The sequence below is a fragment of the Vibrio sp. Vb1026 genome, assembly GCF_033338745.1.
Lineage (GTDB): Bacteria > Pseudomonadota > Gammaproteobacteria > Enterobacterales > Vibrionaceae > Vibrio > Vibrio alginolyticus.
Genome location: NZ_JAWOTH010000012.1, coordinates 57,983 through 75,517, shown reverse-complemented (window position 1 = coordinate 75,517; position 17,535 = coordinate 57,983). Strand labels below are relative to the sequence as shown.

Here is a 17,535-nt window from a genome sequence, read left to right as displayed (position 1 = left end):
CTTTCTCCGTGATTAACCGTAACTCAACACTAAGCCGTGGGTGAGCTTTGTCCAGCCGTCAAGCAAGACAAAAAGCAACAATTTGAAGGGGAGGGAAATCGTCATTGGCGATACCATCATCATCCCCATTGCGAGTAGGATATTCGACACAATTAGGTCAATAGCGATGAACGGTAAGTACAACAGAAAGCCAATTTCAAAAGCGCGAGTAAGCTCGCTGACGGTAAATGCGGGCAGTAAGAGCAATAAACTGTCCGACTCTAAACGGTCTACGTACTTCTGTGGCCACAATGTGCGTGCAGCATCAGTGAAGAATATGGCTTCGGTTTCCCGAATATGCTTTTTCAAAAATTCTCGATAAGGCTGTAAACCGCTTTCAATGAGGCCTTCTACACTTGCAGAATCTTCAAGGGAGATATCATGCTGCTTTACGTAGTCGTAGGTTTCAAACCCGACGGGAGCCATGATGAAAATTGACAGAATGATGGCCAATCCGTAAAGCGCCATATTCGGCGGAATTTGCTGTACACCGAGAGCGTTACGCAGCAGTGAGAATACAACGGCCAGTTTCACAAACGACGTCGCCATCATGGCGATAAATGGGAGCAGTGCCAGCAGTGCTAAGCTGACAATGAGATTGAGCTCGTCGGGTAACTGGATCATGCTGGCTCCTGCGTGCCACCGAACAGCTCCAGTACGCGCACACCTAAATGTTCGTTAACATTAACCAGTTCACACTCACCAATGATTTTGCCGTTGGCACGCAATGTTACCGGCTTAGATACAGGCTGGTTTAGCTCGAATACGTACCCTGGCTGAAGCTGGTTAAGCTGCTCTAGCGTGATGGTTTGATGGCCGATATCAAACGTGAGTTCCACAGGCAGTTGCTGGTGGTCGGTTAACATTTCTGAAGTGTTTACGTCATTCATATTGGTTTCTTTTTCCATAATGTGAAGAGTTTGGTCATCCAGTTGGCAGCGCCAGAGATTCTGGTTAGATACTTGAAAAATGGCTTGTTGCTTGGCGATGTAACCATCGTCAAAAAAGATGACATCTCCCAGCTCGAGCGAATTAAATTCGCTTAACGTCAAATGGGTCCTTCCAAGACTTAACCACACAGGTAAAGCGAGGTGTCGAGCTTGTAGAGCAGCGCTGTTTGGTAGCGCATCCAACAACACGTCTGATCCTTCGCTAACCCACAAACAAAGAGAGCCGTTAGGCTTATTGAGGGTTAACATTAAAGTATGCTCTTGGGCCTGGCTCGCCTCTAACGGCTGTAGTTGACTAAGAATGGGTAACTGACCAAATAGCGCTTTGATTGCCTCACTATGCGGTTCTATCTGTGAGCTCAAAAGTGCTAACTGGAGGGAGTTAGGCAGGGACTCAAACGCAGTAGCATTTAAGGTCGATTTCAGCCAATGTTGGAGCTGCGCACGAGAAAAGTCTACTTGTAGGGTTTGCCCTCCAATCAACGTGGTTAAACGGAACCCTTCAAATGAAGGGATTTGAGCAACAGTAATCGATACGCTCTGACCATCAGTCCCTTGGAAGTGGCACTGTTTTGCACAAAGTTGATTGCTGAGCGCGATACTTTCTGCATCCACTTTGGGTATTATTAACGGTGTCATAGGTCATTCTCCGCTTGCCATTCTTCATACACGCTGCGTTGTTGGCGTGAGTGTTGTTGTTCATGTTGTTGTTGATCGAGCTGTTGAGTTTGTTCGCTGATCGCTAAGCGAAGTGGCTGCTCACCACCGAATCGGTTTAGCCGTTCAGCAAGATCTTGTCTAGCTTGCTGGCTAATAATGGAAAGGGCATGCTCTTGTCGAATCGTCACGCTATACCCTTGAGCGTCCAACTTGATGTGGATTTCGCCACCTTTTAATTGTCCTTCACTTAGAAACAGCCGAACCTCTTTGTTGTCCGATGCGGTTGGCAGAGCAACATAGATTTTATCCACCAATTGCTGGAGTAATTGGTTTACGTCTCGCGTTGGGCTTGGTTGAGCCTGCGAAGCAACACTTTTTAGGATGACATCGCCTTGTGTTACCGCACTTGCAAAGGGTTGAGAAGGTACTTTTTCTTCATCCGTTTTCACGGCGACTAGTGCGCTTTTCGTCTCGATTTTTTCAAGGGGCTTGGTTTCAGGCAGGCCATCAGTTTGGTCTGATCGTTTGCCTGTATTCTGTAGCGGCGGAGTTGCACGCTTATTGTGCGCTGTTTCAGTTTGCTTTTTCGTTAAGCCAACAATGTTAATCCCATCTTGAGCGAGCTCTGTCGCTGTCGCACTTTGGGGGAGCAAGCCAGATTCAAGCGTAGAGAGACAATCCGGCGAGGTATGTTTATCCATCGGCGTCGGTTTATCATCTTTCAAATGAGCTTGAGCTTGAAAGTGAGGATCAACACGCTCGGTAGAAGGGGAGCTTAGAACTGTGTCGCCATCGCTTTTTCCATCATTTTTAAGCAATTTATTGTTTTCGCTAATTATTTCTTCGCTATTTGCTGCGTCGTCTTGCGGTTTCTCTACGTCTCTCTTAGTGACGACGTCACTTTGACCGTTTAAGGTGGAGATGTTTTTGTCAGCGTTGGCTTCTTGGTTCGATGAGTTAGGTTTCTTATCTAGACCTTGAGATGTCTTATGCCTTAGCGGTATGTCTTCTTCGCCAGTATGATTCTTTTGGGGATTCGCAACGATAGACTCCTTTCCCTTGCTAGGCTTCTTCGTCATTGCATGCTCGAATTGTGATTGAAGCTCGGCCTCCTTCTCGAGAGGCGCTTGTTCTGGCGTTGATTTGTGCAGCGTATTCGATGCTTCAGTTGTTGGGGTAATGCGCATAGTGAACCTTTAGATAATGTCGACAGTGCGAAACTCTTCCTGTTCGAGTTCTTCTTGGTATTGCCTTTCTCGCGATTTTTCCGCGACTTCTTGTTGCTGCAACTGAACGAATTTTTCTTTGGTTTTATGGGCTTGTCGCGCCTCTTTTTGCTTTTCTTTAAGTGCCGAGCGTTCGATTTCAAGCGCTTTTTTTGACTCGGCCACACGCTGTTTAAGTTCGGCTTCTCTCTCTCTTAACAACGCGATTTCTTGTCTTAATGTTTCCAGCTCTTTGAGAACGAGCGTTTGTTGTTTTGCTTTAGCAAAACGTCGCTCTTCTTCTTCCTGGCGCCAAACGTGATAGTCCGCGACAGAACGTTCGGCCTTTTGAACCTGTGCTGTGGCGTTTGACACGCGGTATTCTTGACGCTTGACGGCTTTATCCGCACGGTCAGCGCGAATTTTTTTGATTTCTAATAAGCGTTCTATCATTGTTTCACCATCCCTTTAAGTTGAGCGATAGCGCCATCAAGATCGCTTAGTTCATGCGTGCCTTGGCGTAAAAAGGCGCGTATATCATCACTTTGTGCAATGGCCATATCCGCTCGGCTATCTGCACCATGTTGGTATTCGCCAATTTTGATTAGCAGTTCAACTTCTTCATACTTAGCTAACATTTCGCGAATATGAGCAGCAGACGCCTGATGATCGGATTCAACGATTTGATTCATCACTCGGCTTGCTGACCGAAGTACATCAATCGCAGGGTAGTGGTTCATTGCCGCAAGTTTACGCGAGAGAATAATGTGCCCGTCTAAAATTGAGCGAGTTTCATCCGCGACAGGCTCTGTCATGTCGTCACCTTCCACCAACACGGAGTACAGTGCTGTAATTGATCCTTTGTCTGATTGTCCAGCTCGTTCCATCAGCTTTGGCAAAGCGGCAAAAACGGAAGGCGGATAGCCACGTCGTGTTGGTGGCTCGCCTGCGGCTAGTCCAATCTCCCTCTGTGCGCGGGCGAAACGCGTTACAGAATCCATCAGCAGTAGCACGCGTTTACCTTGGTCACGAAAATATTCTGCGATAGAAGTGGCAACAAAAGCGGCTTTGGCGCGCTCCATTGCTGGGCGATCAGAGGTAGCGACCACTAAAACCGATTTGGCCATTCCTTCTTCGCCTAGGTCATGCTCAATAAACTCGCGCACTTCGCGTCCGCGTTCACCAATTAAGGCGAGAACGGTCACGTCAACTTCTGCGGAGCGAATCAGTTTTGCCAGTAGGGTACTTTTACCCCCGCCAGCCGCTGCAAAAATACCCATGCGCTGACCTTCACCACAGGTCAGTAGCCCATCAATGGATCGAACGCCAAGAGAGATTGGCTTTTCAATTAGTTTACGTTGCATTGGTGGTGGCGCATCGCGATAAACAGGATACCAAGCACTTGGTTCCTGACTCTGCGTACCATCGAAAGGACGTCCAAGCCCGTCAAGCGTTGTACCTAACAGGTGGTCGCCAACACCCACTTCGTGCATTTTGCCCATTGGGCTTACTTCTGTATTTGAGGAAATCCCAAACATATTTCCTAACGGGGTGAGCAAAGCGTGATGCTGCTGGAAGCCAACCACTTCCGCTAACAAAGACAGAGTTTGATCGGGATTGCGCAACTCACACAGTTCACCTACACGAACGCCAGGGACGACAGCTTTGATAATGGTGCCGGTGACTTGTGTAACGCGCCCGCGAATTTGGATCAAACGCGTGTGTTTAATCGCAGATTGTTGGATATCAGTGATGTATGAGAAATCGTTCAAGGTAAAAATATGCGCAATGATTGATGCTGAGAGGATAGAAAGTATAAGAATCAATTTATAGTGAATATCAGTCGGGAGTTTTTAGAAAACTGAAAGCGCACTAAAAAAACACGTCTGATTTTGACAGCTTCAACAAAGCGCACTTTCTATAATTCGCCTGTATTGTGCGGAAGGAGTGCAAGTGAATGAGTATTATCAACAATCATATCGCAACAAATCCAAAGTTTGATGCGTCTATCCAAAACGGGTTGGAATCGTCTCGCCCCGACGTTTCACAAAAAGGCAATTATCGCGGTGAAACCGTCCGTGTTCACAATGCTACACAATCACTTTTTGATGCGATGGAAGAACTCACTTCACTCGGTTCCGAAAAAGCAGAGAAAGATCTGACTAAGCGCAAAGTGAAAGACAGTGGTGTTCGAGTTAATGAAGCACATGAACTCGTTTCGGACTATTTAAGAAAAGTCCCTGATCTTGAAAAGAATCAAAAGATCAAAGATTTGGCTACAAAAATGGCGGGAGGAAATATCTCGACCATCGCGCAATTACAAGCCTACTTGAATGGGTTTTCCGAGGAGAAAAGCCATCAATACCTCGCGCTAAAAGCCGTTAAAAAGTTTTTGAGTGCGAGTCCAGAAAGTAAACACCTACTAGCGCTGATTGACCAAGCACTTCTAAGAATCGAGCAAAACCCAGATACATGGTCTCAAATTGATACGGAAATCCGTGTCTCAAATTTTGCTGATGAATATAGCCAAGAGCAAGAGTTTAGCTCTTTGCATCAGCTGCGCGGCTTCTACCGCGATACCGTTCATAGTTATCAAGGGCTCGGCGCTGCTTATCAAGATGTGGTGGCGCGCTTTGGTGAGCAGGAGGTATCGACCGCTGTTGACTTTATGCTGCAAGGCATGAGTGCAGATCTTAGTGTTCAAGGTAGCAGTATCGATTCGGTTAAGTTGCAGTGGTTGATGTCCGATATGCAAAAACTCAAAACTCTAAATACGTTGCAAGATCGTGTGAGTCAGCTGTTCCAAATGTTTAAACCGGAAAGGACGAATTATGGCTTATCAAGTTTCTAATTTGATGGCTGATGTGATTGCGTTGGTAGAGCAGCGATGGGTAAGCAGTGATGAGATATGGAAAGTCGCCAACGCAATGGAATTGACGGCGGTAGAACAAAAAATCGATTTTTTTCGAGAGTTCCATAAGTTAGTTCGCGCAATCCCAATTGACGTATTCGCCGATGAAGAACAACGACAGAATTTAATCCAAGCGGTACAAAAGGCGCTAGACGAAGCCATTGATATAGAAGAAGAGGAAGCGTGGGAAGATGAGTTGGATTGATGCATCCGTCGATGAATTTTGCCGAGGAATGGGGCTCGATGCCGTCGATTTCTCATCAGCTGGACGGGTGCAGCTGGATTTTGAGCAAAGTGGTACGCTGCATATTGAGCGACAGGGTGAGCAGTTATTCTTGATGTTGTCTCGAGCGTTATCTTGGCATCAAACCAGTGACATTATTCAAAGTGCACTGTGTTTGTGTCATGCCGATCAAGGCTGGCCTTTCGAAATTAAAACCGGCTTGTTAGATGAACAAACTCTGGTTTTTTCAGCAAGGCTAAAAGGAGAAGAAGTAACACTTCCGACCTTAGAGCAAGCGTTTACGCTTTTGGCTCGTCTACATAACGATGTGGCAGGCTCATGACTCGAGTCAGCACTTTAAACGTAGGCATCGAAGCCTTTACGCATGTTACTCATAGTGAAGTTAAGGCCGATTTCCCAGAGCGATTTCAATTGCTTCCTGATGGTCAGGCGGTCGCTACACATTTAGAGAAGCTCTATGATCTCAGGCCTTCAGACCAATATCTCATCGCGTTAACTAAGCCCAAGCTGCTGCACTCAGAGTTGTTGCGTCCAGAAAAATACCGTCAACAATTTGATGAAACGTTAGCTCAGCTGCAAGTTCTTGCACAGGATTCAGGCTCCGCTTCTTTTATCAAAGCATCTGAAACGCTACAAAGTACGCAACTAGATCAGCGTTACCTCACTATGGCGCTCAATCTCCTTATTCAGGTCTAACCAACATGTTGAGATCCAAAGACATTGAACTCTTACTTGTTCACGCTGCGCTACAAGTTCAATACCAAAAGCCAGAGCATGCCATTTCTATTCTCGATGCGGTTCTAGAAATAGAACCGCAGCACAAAGAGGCGATGCAAACACTTGCTGTGGCGTGTTTACAAAGTGGTCGATATACCCGGGCGATTGAGGTGTGTGAGCACTTATTAAAATCTGACCTTCATCCTGACTCGGCAGGACTCTGGTTTTGTTTAAGCCAAGCGCGTTGGAAACAAAATGACGTCGATGGGGCACGCCAAGCGCACCGACGCTATCTGCAATCTTTAAATAGTGAATCACATGAATAAGTTGATCGATATTCTAAACAAAGTAGGGCAACGCAAAGACATCATGCTTGCGGTGATGTTACTCGCGATCGTCTTTATGATGATATTGCCACTTCCTACCGCACTGGTGGATGTGCTGATTGGCACCAACATGAGCATTGCGGTGGTGCTGCTTATGTTAGCGATTTACATCACCACGCCACTTGAGTTCTCTGCATTTCCTGCGGTGCTATTGATCACGACATTGTTTCGTCTGTCTTTATCTATCACGACAACCCGCTTGATCTTGCTACAAGGCGATGCTGGTCAAATCGTTTATACATTCGGTAACTTCGTTGTGGGCGGTAACTTAGTGGTCGGTATCGTTGTGTTCCTGATCATTACCATTGTTCAGTTTATGGTGATCACCAAAGGCTCAGAAAGGGTAGCAGAAGTTAGTGCGCGCTTCTCACTCGATGCGATGCCTGGTAAGCAGATGAGTATTGACGGTGACATGCGTGCCGGAGTAATTGACGTACACGAAGCTAGGCACCGACGATCACTGATTGAAAAAGAAAGCCAAATGTATGGCTCGATGGATGGCGCGATGAAGTTCGTTAAAGGCGACTCCATTGCGGGTCTGGTCATCATTGTGGTCAACATCTTAGGTGGCGTCACGATCGGGGTAACGCAAAAAGGCATGAGTGCTTCTGAAGCACTTGAATTGTTTGCGATTTTGACCGTTGGCGATGGTTTGGTATCGCAGATCCCGGCACTCTTTATCGCGATTACCGCCGGTATTATCGTGACGCGTGTTTCTCATGAAGATTCTTCTGATCTTGGGTCGGACATTGGTGGGCAGGTCATTGCTCAGCCACGTGCGCTTCTTATTGGTGGTGTGCTTTTGGTGCTGTTCGCACTCATCCCTGGGTTTCCAAAAATCACTTTTCTGGTCTTGGCCGCCGTGGTTGGTGGTGGTGGTTTCTTCCTTTTCTATCAACAGAAAAAACAAGCTGAATCAGATAGCACCGACTTATCAAGCTTTGTTTCGCAAGGGGCCGGTTCGCCAGCAGCGAAGCCAAACAAACCCACTCCATCTAGAAACAGTAAAGGCAAATTAGGTGAGCAAGAAGAGTTTGCCATGACGGTCCCACTCTTGATCGATCTTGACGCGAGCCTTCAGGAAAGCTTGGAAGCGGTCGCATTAAATGAAGAGCTAGCAAGGGTTAGACGCGCACTATATCTCGACCTAGGCGTGCCTTTCCCAGGCATCCACCTGCGCTTTAACGAGGGGATGCAAAATGGCGAGTACTTAATTCAGTTACAAGAAGTCCCGGTTGCACGAGGACGAATTGTTAAAGATCAACTCTTGGTGACAGAAGGGAATGAACAGATCGATTTATTAGGCGTGCCTTATGAGCAAGATGAAGATTTTCTACCCGGTATTTCTAGCATTTGGGTGGCACAGAGTTATGAGCAAAAACTCGTAGCCAGTCATGTCGGTTTTCTCACACCCGACAGGATTTTAACGTACCACTTGTCTCATGTTCTTAAGGAGTACGCACAAGACTTTATTGGTATTCAGGAGACGCGTTATCTGTTGGAGCAGATGGAAGGCAGTTATTCGGAGCTAGTCAAAGAGGCCCAGCGTATTGTTCCGTTGCAAAAAATGACGGAAATCTTGCAACGCTTGGTTTCTGAAGACATTTCTATCCGAAACCTTCGCGTGATCTTGGAAGCGATGGTTGAGTGGGGCCAAAAAGAGAAAGATGTTGTACAGCTGACGGAGTACATTCGTTCCAGCTTAAAACGTTACATTTGCTACAAATACGCGAGCGGACAAAACATGTTGCCCGCTTACTTATTGGATCAAAATCTCGAAGACACAATACGCAGCGGTATTCGTCAAACCTCAGCAGGGAGTTACTTGGCGTTAGATCCGTCAGTAACGCAACAATTTGTCAGTGATGTGAAACAGACCATTGGTGACTTAAGCCGCATGCCGAATAAACCTGTGCTAGTTGTGTCTATGGATGTACGCCGATATGTGCGAAAGCTTATTGAATCGGAATACTACGATCTGCCCGTTTTGTCATTTCAAGAACTAACCCAGCAAATCAATATTCAGCCACTTGGAAGGGTGGGGATGTAATGAAAACAAAACTAATACTCTCGCTGGCGCAAGCGGGGATCGAAGTGACGCCATACTTTTGGCAACAAAGTGAAATTCAACTTGGTTATCGAATTGAAGTTGAGGGCTTAGAGCTCGTTTTTCGGGTGGAGGACGGTGAAATCATCATCGTTCTTCTGAAACGCGTTCGTCCAAAATTGGGGTTGAGTAACCCCTTTGCCGGCTTATTTCTCTTGGCTGAACATGCCATTCAACTTTATCCCTCCGATTGGGTCATTCGCGGCAACGTCGATGTGTTACGTGGTAGCAACATGAGCAGCCAGCGATTGGCACAGTTCTATCTAAAAGCATGCGGTGCAAGCCATGATGAGCTAGAAGACTGGTACTGTTTACGCCTAGCAGATTATAGACCTTTGAAAAAGTTGAAAAAGTAAAAACTCACGACTGTTACTGACAGCACCGATGAGATGACCCGCTTTAAGATAGGAATCAAGATGAAGCAACCGTTTACCGATGCGATTGAGAACGCTGAGCTTGCCATTAGAAAAGCTGAAGACAGAACCGATATTTTTAACGAGCTATTGGAAGGCTTAGGTGTTGGTCCTGTTGCGGGGGATGTTTTACTTGGCGGCATAAAAGCGCCAGTAGATACCATGAAACGTGCAGAGCAAGAGCTAATAGACGAAGTCCAGCGCCGCCGGCAGCAACAAACTCAGCTACAAGGTACGTCAGGTAAACGCAGAAAGCGTCCCACAGTGATGCGCGGCATGATGATTTAGAGGTTTGGAAATGACGAATATGAAAACGACTGGCTCTACGACAGGAGCAACAGACACAGCTGCGAGTAGTGCACCATTACCCACTTTCCAACAAAACTTGATAGAGGCATTTACCCCTGTACTGGGTGAAGCAGAGACTCAGCAACTTGCCTCGATAATCTCTTCATTGCCAACTATCTCGGGACAAACGGAATCACAAAGCATCGCGCTTTATGTTGATACGCTTGAAAACCTAAAAGCGAAAAATAACGCGTTTGCTGGTATATCATTGACCGACACTGCATCTGTTTGGATAAAGTCGCTACAAAGTGCTAACTCAGATGGCGAATTAACCGCAGCCGAGTTTAATGCTCAAACAAACCAAACGCTATCAAATCAGTTTCAGGCTTGGTTTAGTAAGCTACTGACGGAAAACGTAGATAGCTCGTTATCTACTGAGTTTGTTAGTCAATTTAATCTGGGCACCCAGAGTAACCAAGCGGAGCAGATCGCCAACCTCTCCGAGACAGAACTGGCTAATGCCACCAAAGAAATTTCTCTTTTTGTTGCAGAGCTTGCTAATCAAATGGGCTCCCGTGAAGTGAGAGATGCTTCTATTTCTTTTCTTCGCAATGCCTTTAGTAGCTTAGGTTCCGTTAATCTCGCGCAACTGAAGAGCTCGGACTTTCTGTTGACTAAAGAGAGTTTCGCCCTTCAAGTCTCAGCTCAATTAAAAAGTAGTTTTCAAGGCATTGGTATTACTTTAAGCACCGATGACGCAAGTGCGCTAGCTAGCAGAATTACCTGGACTCCTGGTATTTCTAAACAGCAGCTTAAAGAAGCGTTAGATGAAATGGCCGCTCAAGTGAAAGGCCAATATAGCGCAGCTTATGGTGAGGCGAGTGGAACGAACAATCTAAAAGCAACACTTAATACTGTCATTGGTGGAACTGAGCCTTTGACCCTTTCTAGTCTGTTCGCCAACTTCGCGGTGAGTTTAACAAATATAGAAATCGATGACTTTTACCAGGACAGCGCGATAGCCGATGTCCAAAAGACACAAATAACGGCAGCTCAAGTTAATTTGATCAAAGAAAACACCGAACGAGATATCCGATTACAGTTTGAAAAAATAGTAAAAGGTGAATCTACCGGGGCTTCATTTACTGAGCGATACGAGGCATTGCGCAAAAACTTAGGGGCATTGAAAGAGCGTCTACTCAATATCACCGATAAAGAGAAAGCGGATCGCGAGGTGAGAGCAGAGCACTCTCTAACGGCTCATGATTTGTTGGCCGTTGTTGAGTCCAGCATTGGAGACCGTTTTGATGAGCAAGTGCTGCTTGCACTAAATGAGCGTCGTGTTAACCGTTTAGAGAAACGTAATGACCAGAAAGAGGCATTAGAGGATCTCACAATACAGCTTAAAGTTTTTGGTGTTGTGCAATCAAAAATTCACTCTACGCAAAGTGTTGATGGGGTTTATAAACCGGGATATCCAGAAAGTAACTTCAAAGCGAGTGACTTTAACTACAGCAATCAAACGGATTTTGAAGCTTCACCTGAGTACAAGTATTTGACGGATAATAAGATAACAAACCATCGAGACTTCCTTCAAACACAAGGTATTACTATCGGTGATGGTGCTTCGTACCAAGACGAAGAGAAGTCGAAAAAGCTGTCTAATTTTTCTAGTTCTGTCAGTGCTAAATCCAAGTTGCTTAACGATGAAGTGCAAATCAAAACCACTGAGCTGAACGACACCAGTTCTCAATACAACTCGACCGTTGAAGCGATGAACAAGTTTGTTCAGAAGTACCACAGTATTTTACAAGAAATCCTACGAGCCATTTAAGGATAACCAACCATGACTAAAACAAACGCGACCGATCCATCTCAAATGCAAGCAGAAGAACTGCTGTCTTTTTTGGAAGAGGGAGGCACGCTAAAAATGTTGCACGATGTGTCTCAGGACACCATCGAACACATTTATGCCGTAGGTTACAACTTTTTCCAATCGGGAAAGATTGAGCAAGCAGCGAAAGTATTTCAATTACTCAGCATGCTTGATCATTATCAGGCGCGATTTTTCATTGGCCTTGGCGCGGCTCGTCAGGAGTTGGGTGAGTATCTGCAGGCAATAGACGCCTACAGCTACGCAGCGCTAGTGGACGTAAATGATCCACGCCCACCTTTTCACTCTGCTGAATGTCACCTTAAACTGGAACAACTGACAGAAGCAGAGAGTGGGTTTTACAGCGCGAAGGAGATGTCTGCCGGAAAATCACAATATGCAGATTTGCATGAGCGTGCAGGCATCATGTTAGAAGCGGTGAGAAATAAAAAGGAGTAATTAGACTATGAGTTCTATTGCACTTGACCGCATCCAGACACAGGTTTATAGCCCTGAATCTGGCCAAGCCACGTTAGATAACGTGCAGAAAACGGCGTCTACAGCGACGCCTTCTGTGACGGTAGAAAACGTGAAGAGTAAAGATGCAGATGTACTGAACACCGGAAAAGTAAAAGTTCAGTTAGATGCACCTAACGCAGCTGTTAGTGACAAAGTGAATGATTTGACGCTAAAAGCCATGGCACAGCTGCAAAAGATCGTCGATACCATTGCAAAATCTCTCCATGCAGTTGCAGACCAAACAGGTTCGATTGCCGTCAAAATCATCGCAGGATCTGCTGATGATTTTGAAGTAGAGCTTGCTGCTATCACGGATAAACTGAAAAGTGCTCAAAACGAGCTGAAAATTCAGGAAGTGAAGGTCGCAAAAGCTAAGCACGAAAAAGAGATGGTGGAAAACCAAGACAAAATCAAAGAATCGGAAGCCGCTGCAAAAGAAGCCCAAAAATCAGGCTTAGCAGCGAAGATCTTTGGTTGGATCAGTGCGGTGGTTTCTATTGTTGTTGGTGCCGTAATGGTGGCAACGGGTGTTGGTGCAGCAGCCGGTGCACTTATGATCGCTGGTGGCGTCATGGGAGCAGTGAGCATGGCGTTGCAAGAGCCAGCCGTTCAAGATGCGCTAAAAGAAGCGGGCGTAAATGTCGATGTGCTAAACAAAGTCGTAATGGCATTAGAAATCGCCGTCGCGGTTATCGGAGCTGTTGTGACGTTTGGTGGTGCAGCTGCTGGCGGTATCGCGAAACTTGCAGCAAAAGGTGCTGGTAAGGTAGCTCAAAAGGTCACGGAAATCGCTACGAAAGCCGCTGCAAACATGGCGAAAGTGGCGGATATGGGCACAAAAGCTGCGACAACAACAGCGAAAGCGATTCGTTATGGCGCAGAAACCGTCGATCTTGCCGTCAACGTGGGTAAAGGCGCAACGGACAGTGTCCACGCTGCTAACAATGCTCACGTGACAGAGATTCAGGCTGATATCACAGACCTTCGAGCCAAAATGACGTTAAGCCAGGCTGTCATTGATAAGCTCAAAGAAGAGATTGGTAAGTTGATGGAAGACTTCCAAGAGCTGATGAGTCTCATCATGCAAATGATTCAAGCGAAAAGTGAAACTATGCAAACGGTGTTAAGCCGTCCTGCAACGGTATAAGGAGTTTATTATGCTAGATAAAGTAGGCGGAACGGGTCGTGGTGAACTATACGGTTTAGGCGACACCATTAAAACCAACAAAGCAGAAAAAGCGCCGGAAACAAAGCTTGAAGCGGGCGCCGTTAAAAGCCAAAGTGAATCAGGTGTTTCTGGTGCAGCACGCTACCAGTTAGAGACACCTAAAGCTCCTACAGTGAGTAACCAAGCTCAAGTTGTTGCAAACCTAATGAGCGCTCTTGCACCGACGGTGAGCTCATTAATGAGCACAACGATGAAAGCGCTTAACGGTGAGGAGGTGATCAAGTCACCATCAGATGCGGTATCACAATCGTTGACGCTATTAACATTGTTGTATCAAGTATCAAAGCTGAGCCGTGAGCAGCAAGTGCTACAACGTGAAATTGCTGTTGAAGCAAACGTCGCGAGTTTAGAAAGCCAAGCGGCAGAACTCAACAACTCGGCAAGCGCGATGATCGCGATGGCAGTCGTTTCGGGTGTACTAGCGGGTGCTACCGCAATTATTGGTGCCCTTGGTTCTTTCAAAGCAGGGAAAGAAATCAAGAATGAAATGGCGAGCAATAATGTACTTAAAACGCAAAAAGCTGGCTTCGATCAAGCAGAAGAGTTATTAAATAACAATAGCTTGTCTAAAACGCAGCAAGATCAGGTTAAGCGTGCGCACTCACTAGCGAAAGACAATATCGCAGACACGACAGCGCAGCTGACAAGTGGTGGCCGTAAGTTCGATAAGTTGATGAGCTCAAACCAAGCGAAGAACGCGATTCTTCAAGCTTTGGGCCAGATGGCAAACTCAGCATCGAATGTAGAGCAAACCAAAGCGCAAGCGCGCAGCAAAGATGATGAAGTACAAGCGACTCGCGCACAAGCAGCCAAACAGAAAGCCGATGAAAACATTGGTTTCCAAGAAGGCTTATTGAAAGAGCTACGTGACTTGTTCCGATCTATCTCAGATAGCCAGAACCAAGCGTGGCGAGCGTCAGTCCCAACGGTGTAACCATCCGTTTCACTAACTACAAAGCGTTGTTTATACAACGCTTTTTTTATTTCAGCTATCTAAACTAGATACGGATATTTACTGGGTGATTTGTTTGTAAAGCAATATAACGTAGTGAGTTACATTGCATAAAAGTTACTGTTTTTGTTGAACTCAGCTCAAAGCTAACAACTTCATAGTAGCCTTGTTGCGTAAAATTAAGTTAAAGTGCCATTATTATTCACAAAAAGTGTGTTTAAGAATTTTTTGTAGTGAAGGGTGTAATTAGATACTCAATAACAAAATATGGTAGTTCGACTGGTGAGTATTTGGGAACAGAATTATATAAAACTCAACTTAATAAGTAGTCGAAGATGGAAGATATCAGTTTAGCATCAGATTTAGTGATTTATCTGACTACGGTTGGAATTTTAGGTATATTTGCTTGGTTTTTGTTTGTTATTTATTTGAAATCCAAGTGGTTGAAGTATCTTGAAGATGCTCTTGATAATGGAGTTCGATACTACACTCTGAATATATTCTTATCAGGTCACGGAGTATTACAATATGGAACTGTTTTTCTGAGCACTTTTCATGCGAAACGATATAAAATGTTAGAGAAGAGGGATAAGGTTCCAATTCATATTCAACGATTGTTTGTTCTCTCATTCGTATTATTTATTTCAAGTACATCATGTCTTCTGGCTGGAGTTATAACTCATCATATTTATATAGAATAAAGGTTATTTAACAAGATTATAGTAATTTGACCTGAGTATTTCTATTTAATAGATAATTTAGAATGGACATATCAGTCTAAAGATTTAATTTTCTAGACTATACGGTTTACGCTTATATAGAGCCATTATATAACGGCAGAATATGCCAATAAAATGGTGATTACTAAGCTAACCGCCAAGGATGAGAACTCAAACGTTATCAAATTGTTAACGGTTGCTATACTTAAACGGTCATCAACACAAGTAAAAGGGATGTTCAATGTTTAAGTTTAAGCAAATCGCACTTGCGGCTTCTTTGGCGGCACTCACAACAGGCTTTTCTGCGTCTGCGGAGGAAACGTTTGTCACGATTGGTACCGGTGGCGTAACAGGGGTTTATTATCCGACTGGTGGCGCTATTTGTCGCTTGGTTAACAAATCGCGAGAAGATCACGGTATCCGTTGTTCGGTAGAAAGTACTGGGGGATCGATTTATAACATCAACACTATTCGTGCTGGTGAATTGGACCTCGGTATCGCGCAATCAGACTGGCAGTATCATGCTTACAAAGGAACCAGTAAGTTTGAAGAAAGCGGGCCTTTTAAAGAGCTACGCGCCGTATTCTCCGTTCATCCAGAACCGTTTACTGTCGTTGCACGTAAAGACGCGAACATCAAAACTTTTGATGATTTGAAAGGTAAGCGCGTTAACATCGGTAATCCTGGTTCTGGTCAGCGAGGTACTATGGAAGTGCTAATGAACCAGTATGGTTGGAGTAACGACGACTTTAAGCTTGTCTCTGAGTTAAAAGCAGCAGAGCAATCAAAAGCACTTTGTGATAACAAAATTGATGCGATGATTTATACCGTTGGTCACCCAAGTGGAGCGATTAAAGAAGCCACTACGTCGTGTGATAGTAATATCGTAACGGTAGCTGGACCTAATGTAGAAAAACTGGTTGCAGACAACAGCTTCTATCGTGTCGCAAATGTCCCAGGTGGTATGTATCGTGGCACAGATAGTGATGTTCAAACCTTTGGTGTGGGCGCGACGTTTGTTTCTTCTACTGCGGTACCAGAAGATGTGGTTTATAACGTGGTTAAAGCGGTATTTGAAAACTTCGATGATTTCCGCCGTCTCCACCCAGCGTTTGCAAACTTGAAGAAAGAGGAAATGGTAAAAGACGGTTTATCTGCGCCTCTTCACCCAGGTGCGCTAAAATACTACAAAGAAGTAGGGCTGATTAAGTAAGCGTTACTTTCTCTTATTATTGATGTAAAACGCCATCTTTCTCGATCAATGCCACTCGTTTAACCGCGAGTGGCATATTTCTATTTCTCGTCATCCTGTACAGCGACGAAGGAGCGTGATACAGGATCTTCCATCCGAGCACTTTGTGATCAAAATGGTTTCATTAGCCGCTCAGTGTAGTGCTATTAGATTCCTAACCTCGCTGGAGTGACACAAAAAATCGTTAAGCCATCTGCATTAATCTTTCGCGCTGGCGTTTTTGTAGGAGTGTTATCCACTTGTACAAGTTTTGCTTAAACATAAACATCAATGAAAAAGTAGATAGTGATGAGAATAGAAGAAAGAGCAACAAACCCTTTAACATGATTAGGATTCAGTTGACGAGAGACACGAGCTGCAAGATACCCACCTACCAACGTACCGACCAAAACAACACTACCTGTGTGCCAGTCAATGGAGCCATTGGCAACAAAAATCACGATAGCAATGAGTGAAACACACGTAGATACGAGCAATTTCAAACCGTTCATTAAATTAATGTCTTGGTGGCCAGCTACTACCAGATAGCTCAGAACAATAACCCCTAAACCTGCGTTGAAAAAACCACCGTAAGCAGAGACACCAACAAGTAGTAAACCCAACGCGATTGCTCCGAGTATGCCAGCATGTTTGTGCTCTTTCGCGACAGTTTTGATTAGCATTGTTAAACGAGAACCGATGAGAAAAAGCACGGTGGCAAATAAGAGTAACCAAGGGATGGCTTCCATAAATAGCGATTCTGGCGTGTTGAGCAACAGATATGCTCCGACAGCGCCGCCGACTAAACTGAATGAGACTGTGAACAGCAGTTCATGCTTGTTCTTCATGATCTCTTCTCTGAACCCGACGGCTCCACTAATGTAACCCGCACATGAAGCATATGTGTTTGTTGCGTTAGCCATAATAGGAGGAACACCAACTGCCAATAGAGCCGGAAAAGTAATAAAGCTTCCGCCTCCCGCTATGGAGTTAATGATCCCACCAATTACGCCAGCAACGAATAAAAGTGCTAGTTCTAAAAGCATAAGCAATCCTTGTTATGTTCTTTTTCATTGTTAGAGCTTCAGATGAT

At 45.1% G+C, this 17,535-nt stretch carries 20 protein-coding genes; 14 read left to right on the top strand and 6 right to left on the bottom strand.

Going from position 1 to position 17,535, the window contains the following annotated elements:
- Nucleotides 1-12: 12 nt before the first annotated feature.
- Genes vscR through vscN form a run of 5 tightly spaced genes read right to left on the bottom strand, consistent with a single transcriptional unit; the run spans nucleotide 13 to nucleotide 4,626 of the window.
- Entirely contained in the window at nucleotides 13-663 is a 651-nt protein-coding gene (vscR, locus tag R7E47_RS17005; RefSeq protein ID WP_077281529.1) for a SctR family type III secretion system export apparatus subunit VscR, read from the bottom strand.
- Nucleotides 660-1,628, bottom strand: coding sequence for a SctQ family type III secretion system cytoplasmic ring protein VscQ (gene vscQ / locus R7E47_RS17000; RefSeq protein WP_017634547.1), 969 nt, complete (start codon nucleotides 1,626-1,628; stop codon nucleotides 660-662). The genes vscR and vscQ overlap by 4 nt, the downstream gene beginning before the upstream one ends.
- Complete coding sequence (locus R7E47_RS16995) at nucleotides 1,625-2,836, bottom strand: type III secretion system needle length determinant (protein WP_318084693.1); 1,212 nt, start codon at nucleotides 2,834-2,836, stop codon at nucleotides 1,625-1,627. Before R7E47_RS16995 ends, vscQ begins: the two co-directional genes overlap by 4 nt.
- 9 nt (nucleotides 2,837-2,845) lie before the next feature.
- Nucleotides 2,846-3,307 (bottom strand): type III secretion protein, encoded by a 462-nt coding sequence (locus tag R7E47_RS16990; protein ID WP_065274573.1) that lies wholly within the window; start codon nucleotides 3,305-3,307, stop codon nucleotides 2,846-2,848.
- Complete coding sequence (vscN, locus tag R7E47_RS16985) at nucleotides 3,304-4,626, bottom strand: SctN family type III secretion system ATPase VscN (protein WP_318084690.1); 1,323 nt, start codon at nucleotides 4,624-4,626, stop codon at nucleotides 3,304-3,306. The genes R7E47_RS16990 and vscN overlap by 4 nt, the downstream gene beginning before the upstream one ends.
- Before the next feature lie 185 nt (nucleotides 4,627-4,811).
- Here vscN and sctW point away from each other — a divergent pair, with 185 nt between their 5' ends.
- From sctW to R7E47_RS16915, 14 genes are all read left to right on the top strand, one after another.
- Complete coding sequence (gene sctW / locus R7E47_RS16980; RefSeq protein ID WP_017821331.1) at nucleotides 4,812-5,705, top strand: type III secretion system gatekeeper subunit SctW; 894 nt, start codon at nucleotides 4,812-4,814, stop codon at nucleotides 5,703-5,705.
- On the top strand, nucleotides 5,686-5,970 hold the full coding sequence (locus R7E47_RS16975; protein ID WP_005377239.1) for a TyeA family type III secretion system gatekeeper subunit: 285 nt from the start codon (nucleotides 5,686-5,688) through the stop codon (nucleotides 5,968-5,970). Before sctW ends, R7E47_RS16975 begins: the two co-directional genes overlap by 20 nt.
- Nucleotides 5,957-6,331 (top strand): type III secretion chaperone SycN, encoded by a 375-nt coding sequence (sycN, locus tag R7E47_RS16970; RefSeq protein WP_005377240.1) that lies wholly within the window; start codon nucleotides 5,957-5,959, stop codon nucleotides 6,329-6,331. Before R7E47_RS16975 ends, sycN begins: the two co-directional genes overlap by 14 nt.
- Complete coding sequence (gene vscX, locus R7E47_RS16965; protein WP_005377246.1) at nucleotides 6,328-6,705, top strand: type III secretion system protein VscX; 378 nt, start codon at nucleotides 6,328-6,330, stop codon at nucleotides 6,703-6,705. The genes sycN and vscX overlap by 4 nt, the downstream gene beginning before the upstream one ends.
- Nucleotides 6,706-6,710: 5 nt before the next feature.
- Nucleotides 6,711-7,052 (top strand): type III secretion system chaperone VscY, encoded by a 342-nt coding sequence (vscY, locus tag R7E47_RS16960; protein WP_005377248.1) that lies wholly within the window; start codon nucleotides 6,711-6,713, stop codon nucleotides 7,050-7,052.
- Nucleotides 7,036-9,162 carry a SctV family type III secretion system export apparatus subunit VcrD gene (gene vcrD, locus R7E47_RS16955; protein ID WP_086013853.1) on the top strand — a complete coding sequence of 709 codons (2,127 nt, stop codon included), beginning with the start codon at nucleotides 7,036-7,038 and terminating at the stop codon, nucleotides 9,160-9,162. Before vscY ends, vcrD begins: the two co-directional genes overlap by 17 nt.
- Nucleotides 9,162-9,575, top strand: a complete 414-nt coding sequence (locus R7E47_RS16950) for an LcrR family type III secretion system chaperone (RefSeq protein ID WP_005377252.1) — start codon at nucleotides 9,162-9,164, stop codon at nucleotides 9,573-9,575. Before vcrD ends, R7E47_RS16950 begins: the two co-directional genes overlap by 1 nt.
- 60 nt (nucleotides 9,576-9,635) lie before the next feature.
- Nucleotides 9,636-9,920, top strand: coding sequence for an LcrG family type III secretion system chaperone (locus R7E47_RS16945; protein WP_005377254.1), 285 nt, complete (start codon nucleotides 9,636-9,638; stop codon nucleotides 9,918-9,920).
- Nucleotides 9,921-9,930: 10 nt separating this feature from the next.
- The gene (locus tag R7E47_RS16940) at nucleotides 9,931-11,754 is read left to right on the top strand and encodes a virulence-associated V antigen (protein WP_318084688.1); all 1,824 of its coding nucleotides are present in this window, start codon (nucleotides 9,931-9,933) and stop codon (nucleotides 11,752-11,754) included.
- A 12-nt stretch (nucleotides 11,755-11,766) separates the two neighbouring features.
- On the top strand, nucleotides 11,767-12,252 hold the full coding sequence (gene vcrH / locus R7E47_RS16935) for a SycD/LcrH family type III secretion system chaperone VcrH (RefSeq protein ID WP_005377258.1): 486 nt from the start codon (nucleotides 11,767-11,769) through the stop codon (nucleotides 12,250-12,252).
- A 7-nt stretch (nucleotides 12,253-12,259) separates the two neighbouring features.
- Nucleotides 12,260-13,459, top strand: coding sequence for a type III secretion system translocon subunit VopB (gene vopB, locus R7E47_RS16930; protein ID WP_005377260.1), 1,200 nt, complete (start codon nucleotides 12,260-12,262; stop codon nucleotides 13,457-13,459).
- Between the two features lie 10 nt (nucleotides 13,460-13,469).
- Nucleotides 13,470-14,474: a type III secretion system translocon subunit VopD gene (vopD, locus tag R7E47_RS16925; protein ID WP_005377262.1), complete on the top strand. Its 1,005-nt coding sequence runs from the start codon at nucleotides 13,470-13,472 to the stop codon at nucleotides 14,472-14,474.
- A gap of 353 nt (nucleotides 14,475-14,827) precedes the next feature.
- On the top strand, nucleotides 14,828-15,193 hold the full coding sequence (locus R7E47_RS16920; protein WP_017821699.1) for a hypothetical protein: 366 nt from the start codon (nucleotides 14,828-14,830) through the stop codon (nucleotides 15,191-15,193).
- 259 nt (nucleotides 15,194-15,452) lie between these two features.
- Nucleotides 15,453-16,424: a TAXI family TRAP transporter solute-binding subunit gene (locus R7E47_RS16915; protein WP_005388171.1), complete on the top strand. Its 972-nt coding sequence runs from the start codon at nucleotides 15,453-15,455 to the stop codon at nucleotides 16,422-16,424.
- 293 nt (nucleotides 16,425-16,717) lie between these two features.
- On the opposite strand, the gene R7E47_RS16910 is transcribed toward R7E47_RS16915, so the two are convergent.
- On the bottom strand, nucleotides 16,718-17,488 hold the full coding sequence (locus tag R7E47_RS16910; RefSeq protein ID WP_017633772.1) for a sulfite exporter TauE/SafE family protein: 771 nt from the start codon (nucleotides 17,486-17,488) through the stop codon (nucleotides 16,718-16,720).
- Nucleotides 17,489-17,535 lie beyond the last annotated feature (47 nt).

What these genes read in the sequence shown, in the direction of transcription:
- vscR (WP_077281529.1), bottom strand. Translation starts at nt 663, where the DNA reads ATGATCCAGTTACCCGACGAGCTCAATCTCATTGTCAGCTTAGCACTG.
- vscQ (WP_017634547.1), bottom strand. Translation starts at nt 1,628, where the DNA reads ATGACACCGTTAATAATACCCAAAGTGGATGCAGAAAGTATCGCGCTC.
- R7E47_RS16995 (WP_318084693.1), bottom strand. Translation starts at nt 2,836, where the DNA reads ATGCGCATTACCCCAACAACTGAAGCATCGAATACGCTGCACAAATCA.
- R7E47_RS16990 (WP_065274573.1), bottom strand. Translation starts at nt 3,307, where the DNA reads ATGATAGAACGCTTATTAGAAATCAAAAAAATTCGCGCTGACCGTGCG.
- sctW (WP_017821331.1), top strand. Translation starts at nt 4,812, where the DNA reads ATGAGTATTATCAACAATCATATCGCAACAAATCCAAAGTTTGATGCG.
- R7E47_RS16975 (WP_005377239.1), top strand. Translation starts at nt 5,686, where the DNA reads ATGGCTTATCAAGTTTCTAATTTGATGGCTGATGTGATTGCGTTGGTA.
- sycN (WP_005377240.1), top strand. Translation starts at nt 5,957, where the DNA reads ATGAGTTGGATTGATGCATCCGTCGATGAATTTTGCCGAGGAATGGGG.
- vscX (WP_005377246.1), top strand. Translation starts at nt 6,328, where the DNA reads ATGACTCGAGTCAGCACTTTAAACGTAGGCATCGAAGCCTTTACGCAT.
- vscY (WP_005377248.1), top strand. Translation starts at nt 6,711, where the DNA reads ATGTTGAGATCCAAAGACATTGAACTCTTACTTGTTCACGCTGCGCTA.
- R7E47_RS16950 (WP_005377252.1), top strand. Translation starts at nt 9,162, where the DNA reads ATGAAAACAAAACTAATACTCTCGCTGGCGCAAGCGGGGATCGAAGTG.
- R7E47_RS16945 (WP_005377254.1), top strand. Translation starts at nt 9,636, where the DNA reads ATGAAGCAACCGTTTACCGATGCGATTGAGAACGCTGAGCTTGCCATT.
- R7E47_RS16940 (WP_318084688.1), top strand. Translation starts at nt 9,931, where the DNA reads ATGACGAATATGAAAACGACTGGCTCTACGACAGGAGCAACAGACACA.
- vcrH (WP_005377258.1), top strand. Translation starts at nt 11,767, where the DNA reads ATGACTAAAACAAACGCGACCGATCCATCTCAAATGCAAGCAGAAGAA.
- vopB (WP_005377260.1), top strand. Translation starts at nt 12,260, where the DNA reads ATGAGTTCTATTGCACTTGACCGCATCCAGACACAGGTTTATAGCCCT.
- vopD (WP_005377262.1), top strand. Translation starts at nt 13,470, where the DNA reads ATGCTAGATAAAGTAGGCGGAACGGGTCGTGGTGAACTATACGGTTTA.
- R7E47_RS16920 (WP_017821699.1), top strand. Translation starts at nt 14,828, where the DNA reads ATGGAAGATATCAGTTTAGCATCAGATTTAGTGATTTATCTGACTACG.
- R7E47_RS16915 (WP_005388171.1), top strand. Translation starts at nt 15,453, where the DNA reads ATGTTTAAGTTTAAGCAAATCGCACTTGCGGCTTCTTTGGCGGCACTC.
- R7E47_RS16910 (WP_017633772.1), bottom strand. Translation starts at nt 17,488, where the DNA reads ATGCTTTTAGAACTAGCACTTTTATTCGTTGCTGGCGTAATTGGTGGG.